General features: G+C 36.0%; 11 protein-coding genes. 7 read left to right on the plus strand and 4 right to left on the minus strand.

The window, feature by feature from the left end:
- The first annotated feature begins 42 nt into the window (after positions 1-42).
- Positions 43-2,808, plus strand: a complete 2,766-nt coding sequence (locus tag ABEG11_RS09610) for a PD-(D/E)XK nuclease family protein (RefSeq protein ID WP_348823954.1) — start codon at positions 43-45, stop codon at positions 2,806-2,808.
- A 297-nt stretch (positions 2,809-3,105) separates the two neighbouring features.
- Entirely contained in the window at positions 3,106-3,777 is a 672-nt protein-coding gene (locus tag ABEG11_RS09615; RefSeq protein ID WP_348823955.1) for an ATP-binding cassette domain-containing protein, read from the plus strand.
- On the opposite strand, the gene ABEG11_RS09620 is transcribed toward ABEG11_RS09615, so the two are convergent.
- Positions 3,774-4,556, minus strand: coding sequence for an alpha/beta fold hydrolase (locus ABEG11_RS09620; RefSeq protein ID WP_348823956.1), 783 nt, complete (start codon positions 4,554-4,556; stop codon positions 3,774-3,776). The two genes, ABEG11_RS09615 and ABEG11_RS09620, sit on opposite strands and share 4 nt — an antisense overlap.
- Before the next feature lie 181 nt (positions 4,557-4,737).
- Here ABEG11_RS09620 and ABEG11_RS09625 point away from each other — a divergent pair, with 181 nt between their 5' ends.
- Positions 4,738-4,932: a hypothetical protein gene (locus tag ABEG11_RS09625; RefSeq protein ID WP_348823957.1), complete on the plus strand. Its 195-nt coding sequence runs from the start codon at positions 4,738-4,740 to the stop codon at positions 4,930-4,932.
- A 68-nt stretch (positions 4,933-5,000) separates the two neighbouring features.
- On the opposite strand, the gene ABEG11_RS09630 is transcribed toward ABEG11_RS09625, so the two are convergent.
- From ABEG11_RS09630 to ABEG11_RS09640, 3 genes are all read right to left on the minus strand, one after another.
- The gene (locus tag ABEG11_RS09630; RefSeq protein ID WP_348823958.1) at positions 5,001-5,807 is read right to left on the minus strand and encodes a TIGR00266 family protein; all 807 of its coding nucleotides are present in this window, start codon (positions 5,805-5,807) and stop codon (positions 5,001-5,003) included.
- A 639-nt stretch (positions 5,808-6,446) separates the two neighbouring features.
- Positions 6,447-7,739 (minus strand): aminopeptidase P family protein, encoded by a 1,293-nt coding sequence (locus ABEG11_RS09635; protein ID WP_348823959.1) that lies wholly within the window; start codon positions 7,737-7,739, stop codon positions 6,447-6,449.
- 388 nt (positions 7,740-8,127) lie between these two features.
- Complete coding sequence (locus ABEG11_RS09640) at positions 8,128-9,489, minus strand: hydroxymethylglutaryl-CoA synthase family protein (RefSeq protein WP_348823960.1); 1,362 nt, start codon at positions 9,487-9,489, stop codon at positions 8,128-8,130.
- A gap of 430 nt (positions 9,490-9,919) precedes the next feature.
- On the opposite strand from ABEG11_RS09640, the gene ABEG11_RS09645 reads away from it, so the two are divergent.
- The 4 genes from ABEG11_RS09645 to ABEG11_RS09660 all read left to right on the plus strand — a co-directional run bounded on the left by ABEG11_RS09645 (position 9,920) and on the right by ABEG11_RS09660 (position 13,874).
- The gene (locus ABEG11_RS09645; protein WP_348823961.1) at positions 9,920-10,588 is read left to right on the plus strand and encodes a succinate dehydrogenase cytochrome b subunit; all 669 of its coding nucleotides are present in this window, start codon (positions 9,920-9,922) and stop codon (positions 10,586-10,588) included.
- 12 nt (positions 10,589-10,600) lie between these two features.
- Entirely contained in the window at positions 10,601-12,610 is a 2,010-nt protein-coding gene (locus ABEG11_RS09650; protein WP_348823962.1) for a fumarate reductase/succinate dehydrogenase flavoprotein subunit, read from the plus strand.
- Positions 12,611-12,690: 80 nt separating this feature from the next.
- Positions 12,691-13,038 (plus strand): four helix bundle protein, encoded by a 348-nt coding sequence (locus tag ABEG11_RS09655; protein ID WP_348823963.1) that lies wholly within the window; start codon positions 12,691-12,693, stop codon positions 13,036-13,038.
- 74 nt (positions 13,039-13,112) lie between these two features.
- Positions 13,113-13,874, plus strand: coding sequence for a succinate dehydrogenase/fumarate reductase iron-sulfur subunit (locus tag ABEG11_RS09660; protein WP_348823964.1), 762 nt, complete (start codon positions 13,113-13,115; stop codon positions 13,872-13,874).
- Positions 13,875-13,969 lie beyond the last annotated feature (95 nt).

Consider the following 13,969-nt stretch of genomic DNA (forward strand, 5'->3'; position numbering starts at 1 on the left):
AAAAGCCATTCTTAATTGAATGGCTTTTTTTATATTTATAAAATGACAAATATTTCTTTTTTAGATAAAATTGCAGCGGTTATAATTACCGATTATAAAAGTTCATTAGTTGATACAATAATTGTTCTGCCAAATAAGCGAGCAAAAATATTTCTCATTGAAGCATTAAAAACGAAAACTGAGGAAAATATATTCTCGCCTGAAATTATTAGTATTGAAGACTTTGTTCAAAATATTGCTGGAATAAGAGCAATTGATCCTATTGAATTACTTTTTGAATTTTATGAAGTCTATCTGTCTATCACTGAAAAAAAAAATCAGCAGTCGTTTGAGCTTTTTGCCAATTGGGCAAAAACCCTTCTTCAGGATTTTAATGAAATTGACCGTTATTTATTAGATCCACACTATGTTTTATCATACTTGAAAGATATAGAGGATATAAAGAAATGGGGTATTGAAGTCGAAAATAAAACTCAGTTACTTGAAAGCTATATTGATTTTTGGAAATTATTACCTAAATATTATCAATCTCTTTATGAGCATTTACTAAAAAAAGGAATTGGCTATCAGGGATTGATTTACAGAGAGGCGGTTAAAAATGCCGAAATTTTTTCCAAATCTTTTTTAGGAAAGCAATTTGTTTTTGCCGGGTTTAACGCTTTGAACGCATCAGAAGAAAAAATCATTCAACATCTTATAAGTCTTGATTCAGCAAAAATATACTGGGATGCTGATCAGACATTTTTAAATGATCCTTATCATGATGCAGGTTTGTTTTTGCGTCGTTTTAAAAAAAGCTGGAAGCATTATAAATCTCATCCGTTCGAATGGATTGTAGATGAGTTCTCTGCATCGAAAAATATACAGGTTATAGGAACTCCAAAAACAATAGGTCAGGCTAAAATAGCTGGAAGTATTATTGAAGAAATCAATGTTGAAAATCCAACTGCCACATTGGACAAAGTTGCCATTGTATTAGGAGAAGAGAATTTGTTAATTCCACTTTTGTATTCTTTGCCTAATACTGTTGGAGCTTTGAATATTACTATGGGGTATTCCAGCAAAAACAATCCCGTTCAAATCTTGATTGCTAAATTGTTCAAAATGCATACCAATGCATTATCAAGAAGCAATAGTAATTATGTTTTTTATTATAAAGATGTATTGGATATCCTGACTCATCCTCTGATTGAGCCTTATGCCAAGACGAGTGTTTTGGTAGGGATTATAAATAAAAATAATTACACCTTTATCAGCCATAGCAAATTATTGGAATTAAATGAAAACACCAGTGATTTATTTTTGCTTCTATTTCAAAAATGGGAGAATGGTTCTCTTGCTGTATTAGAGATAATTTCAAGTTTGCTGCTAAAGATCAAAAATAATTTAAGCAATGAGAATGAGGAAGAAAAAATAACTAAAGCTTTCGTCTATGCCATTTTTAAAGTGATTAATAAACTCATTAATTACTATTCCCTTCACAAAGAAATTGATACAATAGATACGCTGCATGCGATTTATAAACAAGTAATTGACTTAGCTGAGGTTTCATTTGAAGGGGAGCCTTTAAATGGTCTCCAGATCATGGGCGTTCTTGAAAGCAGGGTTTTGGATTTTGAAACAGTTATTATTACCTCTATGAATGAGGGGAAATTTCCAGCAGGAAAATCCCAAAACTCTTTTATTCCTTATGATGTAAAGCGAGAGTTGGGCTTGCCTACCTTCAAAGAAAAGGATGCTATTTATACTTATCACTTTTATCATTTACTGCAGCGTGCCAAAAATATTTATCTGCTTTATAACACCGAAAGTGATGGACTGGACGCAGGCGAAAAAAGCCGTTTTATCACTCAATTAGAAGTTGAAAAACAGCCTAATCACAATTTAACTCACGAAATTTATAATGCTGTTTTGCCGGACACTGCCTATTCACCAATGGTGATTCCAAAATCGGAAAAGGTGATGTTGCGTTTAAGGGAAATTGCAGAAAAAGGTTTTTCTCCTTCGGCATTAACGAGTTATATACGAAATCCTATTCAGTTTTATTTTCAGAAGATTTTGCGGATTAGTGAAGTCGAAGAGGTTGAGGAGAATATCGCTTTGAATACTTTGGGGACTATTATTCACGAGACTTTACGGGTTTTATATGAGCCCTTTATTGGCAAATTTATTTCGGAAACTGATATTCAAAATTGTATCAAGCGAATTGATTCTGAGGTTTTGATTCAGTTTAAATTGGTTTACAAAGAAGGTGAAATCAAAAAGGGAAGAAATCTTTTGGCTTTTGAAGTGGCAAAGCGAAATGTTTTGAATTTCCTGAAAGTAGAATTGGAAAGTCTAGGAAATGGCGATGCTATAAAGATTTTAGAACTCGAAAAAACATTCGAAAGAATAGTCGAACATCCAAGTTTGCCTTTTCCTGTTTTGATAAAAGGAAATGTTGACAGAATTGAAGAACGCAACGGAATAATCAGAATTATTGACTACAAAACGGGTAAAGTTGAAAAAACAAATGTTACTCTTAAATCTTGGAAAGGATTAACGGATGATATTAAAAATGATAAAATCATTCAGGTTTTGGCTTACGCTTATATGTATGAAGACAATGCAAATGGCAAACCCATTGAAGCTGGAATCATATCTTTTAAAAATTTAAAATCGGGTTTTCTGCCTTTTAATTTTAAGGAAAATAGCGAAAGTACTGCTGTTATCAACAATGAAATACAATCTAATTACTTGGAACAAATTGTACTATTGCTGGCAGAAATACTAGATGCAACAGTTCCTTTTGAAGAGAAAATTGTATAAGACAATGAGTAAAAAGTGGCTTAACTTATTTGAATTTTTCAAAAGTACAATTGTGATTAATCTTGCGGCTAGTTTTTTTGTTTTTCTTTTTGGAGGGCTTATCGCTTTTAACTATTCGATTCTCAGTTTTGGTTTTGTCTTAAGTCTGCTTTTCAAGGAAGTTAATTCTAAAAATGAATACGTGTTTTTTTATAACAATCAAATTTCCAGATTACAGCTTTGGATTTCTTCTTGGTGTTTTACATTTGTTTTTTTAGTCATTTCTGTATGTGTTTTTAATCTGATAAAACTACTGTTTTGAAAAAGCATTTATTGGAGATAGACAGCGTTCAGAAAACTTTTGATAATAAAAACATATTGTCAGATGTGTATCTAAAGTGCGAAACAAATGATGTCATTGGACTTTTGGGCAGAAATGGCTCAGGAAAGTCAACTTTGTTAAAAATTATTTTCGGAATAGAATCTGCCGATTTTAAGTTTGTGCGAGTTGACGGCCATGTCAAAACAAAGACCAAAGATTTATTTGCTGAAATTAGTTACCTGCCTCAGGATAATTGTATTCCAAAAACATTTTCAGTTAAAAAAGCGATTCAGCTCTCTGTTTCTAAGGAGAAGTTGCTGGAATTTTGTGCAGATGAAATGATTGGCACTATGCTGGAAAAGAAAGTTGCCCATTTGTCTGGAGGGGAATTACGTTATTTAGAAATTAAAATCATTCTTTATAATTCTTCAAAATTTGTTCTGCTCGATGAACCTTATAATGGCCTGTCTCCTTTGATGGTCGAAAAGGTAAATGAATTGATAATGGAGAATTCAAAAATCAAAGGAATTATCATTTCGGATCATAATTATGAAAATGTAATCAAAGTGTCTACCAAATTAATTCTGCTCAAAGAAGCCAAAGCACACCATCTGCTTCGCAAAGAAGAATTGATAGAAAAAGGATATCTGAAAGACGGGATGCTCTAAATTCTTCTAAAAAAATCAGTTAAAACACTCAGTAATTCTTCCTGGTTTTCAATAGAACTCATATGACCATCACCAAAAGTGACCAGTTCAACATCGGTGCCTTTTATTTGCTCGAGATTTTCTTCATAATTGAGAACAGGGTCTTTTTTTCCTAAAATTAATAATTTTGGATAGGAGGTTGTATGAAGCAGAAACTCTCTGTCTTTTCGGATTTTCATTCCTTCGAGAGAAGCCACAATTCCCTGCAGAGGCGTTTTTAAAGCCTGAATTTTTACCTGCTCGATTTCTGTAATTAATTTTTCTCTATTGTCTTCGCTGAACAAATTCGAAATAGACAATCGGATGAAAGTTTCATAATCTTTCTTGACAGCTTTGATGGCGCGATCCCTGTTTTTCTTTCTTTCGGGACTGTCTTCTTTTGAGGTGGAATTGAGCAATACCAGTCCTTTCATTTTTTCAGGATACAATTCGGCGAAGGCCAAAGCAATATAACCTCCCATGGAATGTCCCACAAGAATTGCTTTTCTAATCTTTAATCTGGATAAAACTTCGTGAACCACATCGGCATTTTCTTCCATGGTTTGGATGTAGCCCAAGCTTTCGGTTTTGCCGTGCCCTAATAAATCGATCGTTATGATTCTGTTTTTTTTGCTCAGTTCTGAAACATAAAAATCCCACATGGTTTTGTTTTCTAGAAAACCATGAAGTAAGACTACTGTTGTTCCTTTTCCGGTATCAGTATAGGATATTTGGGTGTTTTTGTAGAGAAGTTGATTCATATTAATGTAAGCTTGAGGCAAAATTAATGCTAAAATCTGAAGTTTCTAAGAAATATAAATTCTTCTTTTATGAAACAGCTGAATGCTTTTTCTGTAAATAATATAATTTTTGTAAACAATTGTATAACAGCTAAAAACGTATTCGGATATAATTTTGTTAGGTACCTTAAAAACAAAAATTATGAATCTAAAAAGATTATTCGGAGGACTGCTTACAATTCTTGGAATTGTTGGACTTATATATACAGCAGTTATATTTGCTGACACATCTGGCGAAACTAGAGATATTAAATCTTTAATTATTTACGGAATACTTGGAGTTGTGTTTTTTACCTCAGGCATTAGCCTGGTACGCGCTACCAAAGATGAATCATAAAGTTCGTTATATAATATCAAAAAACGGCTCCCATCTCTGAAAGCCGTTTATAATTCAATTTATAAATATTAAAATCGATTATCCCCATCCAGAAGATTCCCTATACCGCCAAGCAAGCTTCCTTCGTCACGGCTGTTTCCGCCTGACCTTGGTGCCGATGCGATGATTCTGTCAGCCAATCTAGAGAATGGCAAGGATTGAATATAAACCGTTCCAGGACCTCGCAAAGTAGCATAAAACAAGCCTTCGCCGCCAAAAAGTGAATTCTTGATACCGCCAATGAATTCAATATCATAATCTACATCTTTGGTAAAACCAATGATACAGCCCGTATCTACTTTCAGCACTTCGCCATGAGCCAATTCTTTTTTAGCCATTGTTCCGCCAGAATGTACGAATGCCATTCCGTCTCCTTCTATCTTCTGCATAATAAAACCTTCACCGCCAAAAAGACCTCGGCCTAGTTTTTGGGAGAATTCGATCCCAACCGAAACGCCTTTGGCAGCGCATAAAAAAGAGCTTTTCTGGCAGATAAATTTACCTTGAAACTGCGTTAAATCGATAGGAAGGATTTTTCCCGGATATGGTGAGGCAAACGAAACTTTGCTTTTGGTATTTCCTTGGTTTAGGAATGCCGTCATGAACAGGCTTTCGCCTGTAAGGACCCTTTTTCCTGCGTTTAAAAGCTTGCCAAACAAACCACCCGAACCCTGCTGTTGTGAACCATCGCCAAAAATGGTTTCCATCTGGATGTTGTTTTCCATCATCATGAAACTGCCTGCTTCGGCAATAACAATTTCCTGAGGATCCAGCTCTATTTCGACATACTGCATTTCTTCCCCAAATATCTGATAATCTATTTCGTGTGCTTGCATGATTTCTGTGTTTTGATTTTATGATGAGTCGGGAATGAATTTAGAATGTTACAATTGAATGGTTAAATTTTGTTGAATTGCAGAAAGGAGTTTTAACCAAAGATGCTTATGCACAGGTATATATCTGTTTTGTTATGGTATAACTTACTATAAATGGCAGACTTAGGGATTTTTATAGGTTGGTTTAGGGGTTGTTTTGGGTAGGTATTGGGATTGTTATAGGTAGGTATAGGGATTGTTATAGGGGGGTTTAGGGGTTGTTTTGGGTAGGTATAGGGATTGTTATATGTGGGTATAGGGATTGTTATAGGGGGGTTTAGGGGTTGTTTTGGGTAGGTATAGGGATTGTTATATGTGGGTATAGGGATTGTTATAGGGGGGTTTAGGGATTGTTTTGGGTAGGTTTAGGGATTGTTATAGGTAGCTTTAGGGGGTGTTATGGGGGTGTTATCAGGGGTAAAAGGGGTATTTATGCATAGGTATATAGCTGTTTTGTGGTGGTATGACCTGTAAATGGTCAGATGTGCTAGATGTCTGGATATTTTGTACTAATAACTATTTTTTTCATGGAACAAAAAAACGGCTCGCATTACCGCAAGCCGTCTATTATCTAAAATCTATATGCTATTTTCTATCAAATTAAGAATTCATCAGGCTCTCAATTTCTTCCGCCTCAATCGGTATGTTCCGCATTAAGTTAAAAGGCTCTCCTTTTTCCTGAACAACCACATTATCTTCAAGACGGATCCCGAAACCTTCGGCCGGAATATAAATCCCAGGTTCCACGGTAAAAACCATATTGGCTTTCATTGGTTCGTGCAGCAGTCCGTAATCGTGCGTGTCCAAGCCCATGTGGTGCGAAGTCCCATGCATGAAATATTTTTTGTAAGCCGGCCAATCCGGGTTTTCATTCTGCACATCGGCTTTGTCTATTAATCCCAGACCAAGCAATTCCGAAGTCATGATTTTACCAACTTCTACATGATATTGTTTCCAGAGCGTTCCCGGAGTAAGCATTTTTGAGGCTTCGTTTTTTACTCTTAGAACTGCATTATAAACCGCTTTCTGTCTGTCAGAATAGCGTCCCGAAACTGGAATTGTTCTGGTTAAATCACTTGAATAATTAGCATATTCGGCGGCAACGTCCAGTAATACTAAATCACCCGCTTTGCATTGCTGGTTGTTTTCTATATAATGCAGTACATTAGCATTATTTCCAGAAGCAATAATCGGAGTGTAAGCAAAACCTTTAGAGCGGTTACGGATAAATTCGTGGATTAATTCGGCCTCAATTTCATATTCGGTTACGTTTGGTTTTACAAATGACAATAATCTGCGGAAACCTTTTTCAGTAATATTACAGGCATTCTGAATCAAATCTATCTCTTCAGATTCTTTTACCGAACGAAGGCGCTGCAAGATTGGGTTACTTTTGGCCACCTGATGCGCTGGATACTTTTCTTTCCACCACTTAACAAAACGCGCCTCACGGGTTTCAGTTTCTAAACTCGCGCGGTAATGTTCGTTAGTGTTAATGTACATCGTATCGGCATACGTCATCATTTCGTTCAGTATTTTCTCGAAATCCTGAAGCCAATAAACCGTTTTAATTCCCGAAACTTCAAAAGCGCGTTCTTTGGTCAGTTTTTCGCCCTCCCAAATAGCAATATGCTCACTGGTTTCTTTCAGGAATAAAATTTCTCTTTGGTTCTCATACGGAGCATCTGGAAAAAGCAGCAAAATACTTTCCTCCTGATCTACGCCCGACAGATAAAATATATCGCGATGCTGTGCAAATGGCAGAGTGCTGTCTGCAGAAACTGGATAAATATCGTTAGAATTAAAAACAGCCACACTATTAGGTTTCATAGCGGCCATGAATTTTGCTCTGTTTTTCACAAAAAGAGCACGGTCAATTTGATGATATTTCATAAGAAAACGAATTTGGGTATTGAATTTTCAAAAATAATAACTTTTTAACGGAAATAGATGTTTGTGTGATTTTTTTAAGATTTTTATAGCCGAGATTTAAAAAAGACAGGAGTTTAACTGTTAATTTTTTGGAGCAGAAAGAGTAGGCATTTTAGCAGGCATGGATCCCGCTGTCCGCTATAATCTTGCGGGCTGAACCCCAGCCCACAAGGATTTCCGCTCCCATCGGGGCTAAAGGAAGGAATTTCGCTTTTTTGCTTTCATTAAAAAAAAACATTAAATAAGACGAAAGACCTAACAGGTTTTAAAAACCTGTTAAGTCTCAAAAAATAAAATGCCACAACAGAATAATTCCATTGTGGCATTTTGCTGTGTTATAAAAGAAAAATTAATCAGCCCATTTATAATAACGGGCTCCAATTAAAGTAGGGATTTCTGATTCTATTCTGTCAAGAATCCATTCGTTTTTAGGCTCTTGGATACTTTGTTTCTGTTCTTTTTTATGTAATTTTTCATAAGTTTCAAAATCAATCTCAGCACTATTTTCTAATGTTTCAAAAAGATTGACATTCGTTAAAGCCGATTTCCACTCAGACTGGATAGTTCCCTCAAAAACTTTCGATTTCGATCCGCTGCCATAGGCCAGAAAACCGAATTTTTCATTTGTTATTTCTTTTTTGGTATCATAAAAATGAGCCAGAGTAGAAAGCAGTCCCATAAAGATAGAACCGGTATATAAATTCCCGATTAATGAAGAAGCCAGTTCTGCAGGCTGTAATTTCTCGGAAACAAATGTTTTATAATCATCCGATTTACTGATTTCCTTCAGTTTATTTTGGTACTCGGAAGCATCTTCATTACCAGATACAATTGGCGTGGATGCATCCAGTGCATAAATTTCAGATAACATTCTTCGCCCTTGAAAAGCATACGGCAAATGCATTACAATACTTCTCCAATTGCTGTAAACTGTTTCCTGAGTGTTTTTTATCTTTTTGAATGAAAAATAAGCTTCCCTGGTACGGTTCATATAGCATTGGTTCGAATACTGGCCGTCAAAAACGGGCTGGTCTTTGTGAATTTCAATCTCAGCCTCCAGATTATCAAACCAGGATTCGTTGTTTGAATTCCCTGTGATTTCGCTTTTAGAAATCGTTCTGTAAGGCTTAAAGAAATCAAAAACTCCCTTGGTGCTCACACCCCAGTGATTTTCAAAAGAGATAATTCGCGGGTTAGCAGTAATCAGCATGGCAACTGCGCCAGCGCCCTGCGTGTACTCTCCAGTAGAATTTAAGTCGTATTTGGCAAAGTCTGTTGTGACTACAATTGCTTTTTTGGCAGGATTCAGCTGGACAAAGTCAAGGCAGTTCTGCATGGCATCTACACCGCCAATACAGGCGAAAGTAAAATCGACAACATCACATTCTGATAAACTGCCTTGGCCAAATTTTTGTTCCATTAATGCAATCAAAAAAGAGCTGACAGGTTTAGAATTATCAACAGCACTTTCGGTTCCAACATATATCCGGGCAATTTCCTCTAGCTTGATGTTGTTATCCAGAATTAGCTTGGTCAAAGCATTAGCACCAAAAACTACAGTATCCTGATGGGTGTCTGGCAAAGTCATTTTTAATAAACCTAATCCTTTTTCGAGTTTTTCGGGTTCTATATTTCTAGCAGCGGCTAAAGTTTTTATGGGTAAATGCAGTTTGGCAACATCAAATGCAATAGCGTCAATTCCAGTTTTCATGTATAAAATTTAAGGCCGTAAAGTTAAAATTGCTTTGGGGGAAATACAATTTTTTAGGGGTTATAAAATGAGCCTTTTACAATTTTTAGTGAATAAGCTGTAAATCTTGTTTTGTATTATAAAATTATCAGTTTTTGTGTCTTTTGTCAGCGAAATCTAATTTGGTGTTTCATTTTAATACTTAAATTTCAGCTGACAGCTGATTTTTATCATTTAATTTCAGAAACTATATTTTCTTAGACATGTAATCGATTACAATTTGTTATAAAAAAACAAAAACTACGTATTTTTATAAGTATTTAATACGTATTTTTTACGTACTTTAAAATGATTATAAATTGCGAAGTAAAATTGCATATTTGGTTGTAATTCTTTCTCAATTAGCCTAAATTTGTTCGACTTTTTAAAAAAATATAATATTTATATCATTATGGCAAAATCTGCAATGTTGAAGTCGTCGATAGCTAAAAAAGTAGCTATGGCGCTTTCAGGACTTTTTTTGATTTCGTTTCTATCGCTTCACTTCTTTATTAATTTCGTATCTGTTTTTAGTGAGAGTTCTTTCAATGCGATGTCACATTTCATGGGTTATAACCCTTTAATACAATTTGTTATGCAGCCTGTATTGGTTGCTGGAGTTGTTTTTCACTTTGTTATGGGATTCGTCCTGGAATTGAAAAACAGAAAAGCTAGGCCAGTGGCTTACGTTAAGTATGATGGAGCAGCAAATGCTTCATGGGCATCCAGAAACATGATTATTTCGGGTCTGGTAGTCTTGGCATTTTTAGGACTGCACATGTACGATTTCTGGTTTCATGAAATGCTTTATAAATACGTAGAGGTTAATTCAATTGACGAAACAAGATATTATCATGAATTAGTTGCCAAATTTGAAAGCCCGGTTCGTACAGGATTGTATGTAGTTGCTTTTGTATTATTGGCATTACACCTTTGGCATGGTTTCACTTCCTCTCTGCAATCTGTAGGATTCGACAATAAAATTGGGAAGTCATTGCATAAAATCTGTTATGCATTTGCAATCATAGTTCCTTTTGGATTTATTTTCATTGCATTATTTCATCATTTTATAAATAATTAATATCAATCTATAATGAAGTTAGATTCTAAAATACCAGAAGGTCACATTTCCCAAAAATGGACTGATTATAAAGACCACTTAAGGTTAGTTGCTCCAAACAACCGACCAAAAATAGATATTATCGTAGTAGGAACTGGATTGGCTGGAGCTTCTGCAGCTGCGTCTTTTGCCGAAATGGGTTATAACGTAAAAGCATTTTGCTATCAGGATTCTCCACGCCGTGCGCACTCAATCGCTGCACAAGGAGGTATCAATGCGGCAAAAAATTACCAGAATGATGGTGACAGTACTTTCCGTTTGTTTTATGATACAATTAAAGGAGGGGATTACAGAGCACGTGAAGCAAACGTTCACCGTTTAGCTGAAGTTTCTGGAAACATCATCGACCAGTGTGTGGCTCAGGGAGTTCCTTTTGCCCGTGATTACGGCGGAATGCTTGACAACCGTTCTTTTGGAGGTACACAGGTACAGCGTACTTTTTATGCGGCTGGACAAACAGGACAGCAGTTATTGTTAGGAGCTTATTCTTCTTTATCAAGACAGATCGGTTTAGGGAAAGTCGATATGTACAACCGTCACGAGATGCTTGAATTGGTAAAAGTGAACGGAAAAGCCCGCGGAATCATTGCCCGTAACTTGATTACAGGAGAAATCGAAAGACATTCTGCTCATGCTGTAATTATTGCAACTGGAGGATACGGAAACGTTTATTTCCTTTCTACCAATGCAATGGGATCGAACGTAACGGCTGGCTGGAAAATCCACAAACAAGGAGCTTTGTTCGCAAATCCATGTTATGTACAGATTCACCCAACCTGTATTCCGGTACACGGAACAAACCAGTCTAAATTGACATTGATGTCAGAGTCGTTAAGAAACTCTGGACGTATCTGGGTTCCAAAGAAAAAAGAAGATGCTGAAGCGATTCGTGCAGGTAAATTGAAACCAACACAAATTGCCGAAGAAGACAGAGATTATTACTTAGAAAGAAAATATCCGGCATTTGGTAACTTAGTTCCTCGTGACGTTGCGTCAAGAGCAGGAAAAGAAGTTTGTGATGAAGGCCGTGGAATCGAAGCTAACGATACTAACGAAGGAGTTTACTTGGATTTTGCTACAGAGGTTCAATCTAAAGGAAGACAAACTGCTTACGCAAAAGGAAATCACAATCCAACTCAAGAAGAAATTCTTACTTTAGGGAAAAAATGGTTAGAGGAAAAATATGGTAACTTGTTTACTATGTATCAAAAAATCACCGATGAGAATCCTTATGAAACTCCAATGAAGATTTACCCTGCCGTTCACTATACTATGGGTGGTGTTTGGGTTGATTATAACTTACAGTCTACAATTCCAGGATGTTTCGTAGCAGGAGAGGCTAACTTCTCTGACCACGGGGCTAACCGTTTGGGAGCTTCTGCTTTGATGCAGGGATTGGCTGACGGATATTTCGTATTGCCTTACACTGTTTCGGATTACTTGGCTGATGATATCCGTACTGGAAAAATCTCTACAGATTTACCAGAGTTCGTGGAAGCAGAGAAAAATGTAAAAGATCAAATCAATAAATTCCTGGCTAATAATGGAACTAAATCAGTGGATCACTTCCACAAACGTTTAGGAAACATTATGTGGAATAAAGTAGGGATGGGCCGTAACGAAAAAGGTTTGACAGAAGCTATTGAAGAAATTGCAGCTTTGAAAGAAGAATTCTTTAAAGACGTTTACGTTCCTGGAAGCGCAGACGAATTAAATCCTGAATTGGAAAAAGCACTTCGTGTTGCTGATTTCATCGAATTAGGACAATTAATGGCTATGGATGCTTTACAGCGTAAAGAATCTTGTGGAGGTCACTTCCGTGAAGAGTATCAGGATGCTGAAGGAGAAACACTTCGTGATGACGAAAACTTCAAATTTGTTGGTGCTTGGGAATACAAAGGATACGACATTAAAAATGAAGAACTTCACAAAGAAGAATTGAAATACGAGTTTATTAAAATAGCAGCTCGTAACTATAAGTAATAAGGCAATAGGCAATAGCCAAAAGGCAATAGTGAAAAACTAAGTGGCTAATGGCTTTTGCCTAATAACTAAAATAAAAAATGAGTGAGATAAAATCGTATAAAGATTTATTAATTTGGCAGAAAGGAATCGAAATTGTCTGTATGACTTATAAATTAGTTTCCAGTTTTCCAAAAGATGAATTATACGCTTTGTCAAGTCAAATAAAAAGAAGTTCAGTGTCAATTTCTTCAAATATTGCCGAAGGATATGGAAGACAATCAACTCAAAGTTATACTCAATTTATTAAAATAGCCCGAGGTTCTTTGTGTGAATTAGAAACACAATTAATAGTGGCTCAAAAATTGGGTTTTGGTAATGATGAAAAATTGTTTTTAGAATTATCAAATCAGATTGTTGAAGAAAGTAAAATGATCAATTCTTTTTAAATAAATTAGAGTTAAGTAAACAATAGTTACTAATGCCTTTTGCCTAATGGCTTTTGGCTAAAAAATAAAAGATTATGAGCGCAGCAAAAAATATAAATATAACCCTTCAGATTTGGCGTCAAAAGAACTCCAAAGAGAAAGGAAAAATGGAATCATACAAATTAAATGATGTTTCTACGGCAAGTTCGTTTTTGGAAATGTTAGACCAATTAAATGAGCAGTTAGTAAACGAAAGAAAAGAACCAGTAGCATTTGACCACGATTGCCGTGAGGGAATCTGCGGAATGTGTTCTTTGTACATCAACGGACGTGCACACGGACCAGATACAGGAATCACTACTTGTCAGTTGCACATGAGAATGTTCAACGACGGTGACACAATTGTTATCGAGCCTTGGCGTTCAGCAGCTTTCCCTGTAATTAAAGATTTAATTGTCGACAGAACTTCTTTCGACAGAATTCAGCAGGCAGGAGGTTTCGTTTCGGTAAACACATCTGGAAACACTATCGATGCCAATACAATTCCAGTTCCTAAAGACGATGCTGATAAAGCTTTTGAAGCAGCAGCCTGTATCGGATGCGGTGCTTGTGTGGCTACTTGTAAAAATGGTTCGGCCATGCTGTTTGTTGGAGCAAAAGTTTCTCAATATGCATTATTGCCACAAGGAAAAGTCGAAGCTACAAACCGTGTTTTGAATATGGTTCGCCAGATGGATGAAGAAGGGTTTGGTAACTGTACCAACACTGGAGCTTGTGAGGTAGAATGTCCAAAAGGAATTTCTTTGGAGAATATCGCACGCATGAACAGAGAATATCTCTCTGCAAGCTTGAAATAATAATCTGCTTTGTCAGTCTGACGAAGGAAGAATCTAAAACGTCCCGAGCAATTGGGGCGTTTTTTGTTTAAAAAAATTTCAAATGGCTCATTTTT

The organism is Flavobacterium aestuarii (assembly GCF_040049115.1).
In the GTDB taxonomy this organism is placed as follows: Bacteria; Bacteroidota; Bacteroidia; order Flavobacteriales; family Flavobacteriaceae; genus Flavobacterium; species Flavobacterium aestuarii.

What these genes read in the sequence shown, in the direction of transcription:
- ABEG11_RS09635 (WP_348823959.1), bottom strand. Translation starts at nt 7,739, where the DNA reads ATGAAATATCATCAAATTGACCGTGCTCTTTTTGTGAAAAACAGAGCA.
- ABEG11_RS09610 (WP_348823954.1), top strand. Translation starts at nt 43, where the DNA reads ATGACAAATATTTCTTTTTTAGATAAAATTGCAGCGGTTATAATTACC.
- ABEG11_RS09660 (WP_348823964.1), top strand. Translation starts at nt 13,113, where the DNA reads ATGAGCGCAGCAAAAAATATAAATATAACCCTTCAGATTTGGCGTCAA.
- ABEG11_RS09620 (WP_348823956.1), bottom strand. Translation starts at nt 4,556, where the DNA reads ATGAATCAACTTCTCTACAAAAACACCCAAATATCCTATACTGATACC.
- ABEG11_RS09625 (WP_348823957.1), top strand. Translation starts at nt 4,738, where the DNA reads ATGAATCTAAAAAGATTATTCGGAGGACTGCTTACAATTCTTGGAATT.
- ABEG11_RS09650 (WP_348823962.1), top strand. Translation starts at nt 10,601, where the DNA reads ATGAAGTTAGATTCTAAAATACCAGAAGGTCACATTTCCCAAAAATGG.
- ABEG11_RS09645 (WP_348823961.1), top strand. Translation starts at nt 9,920, where the DNA reads ATGGCAAAATCTGCAATGTTGAAGTCGTCGATAGCTAAAAAAGTAGCT.
- ABEG11_RS09655 (WP_348823963.1), top strand. Translation starts at nt 12,691, where the DNA reads ATGAGTGAGATAAAATCGTATAAAGATTTATTAATTTGGCAGAAAGGA.
- ABEG11_RS09630 (WP_348823958.1), bottom strand. Translation starts at nt 5,807, where the DNA reads ATGCAAGCACACGAAATAGATTATCAGATATTTGGGGAAGAAATGCAG.
- ABEG11_RS09640 (WP_348823960.1), bottom strand. Translation starts at nt 9,489, where the DNA reads ATGAAAACTGGAATTGACGCTATTGCATTTGATGTTGCCAAACTGCAT.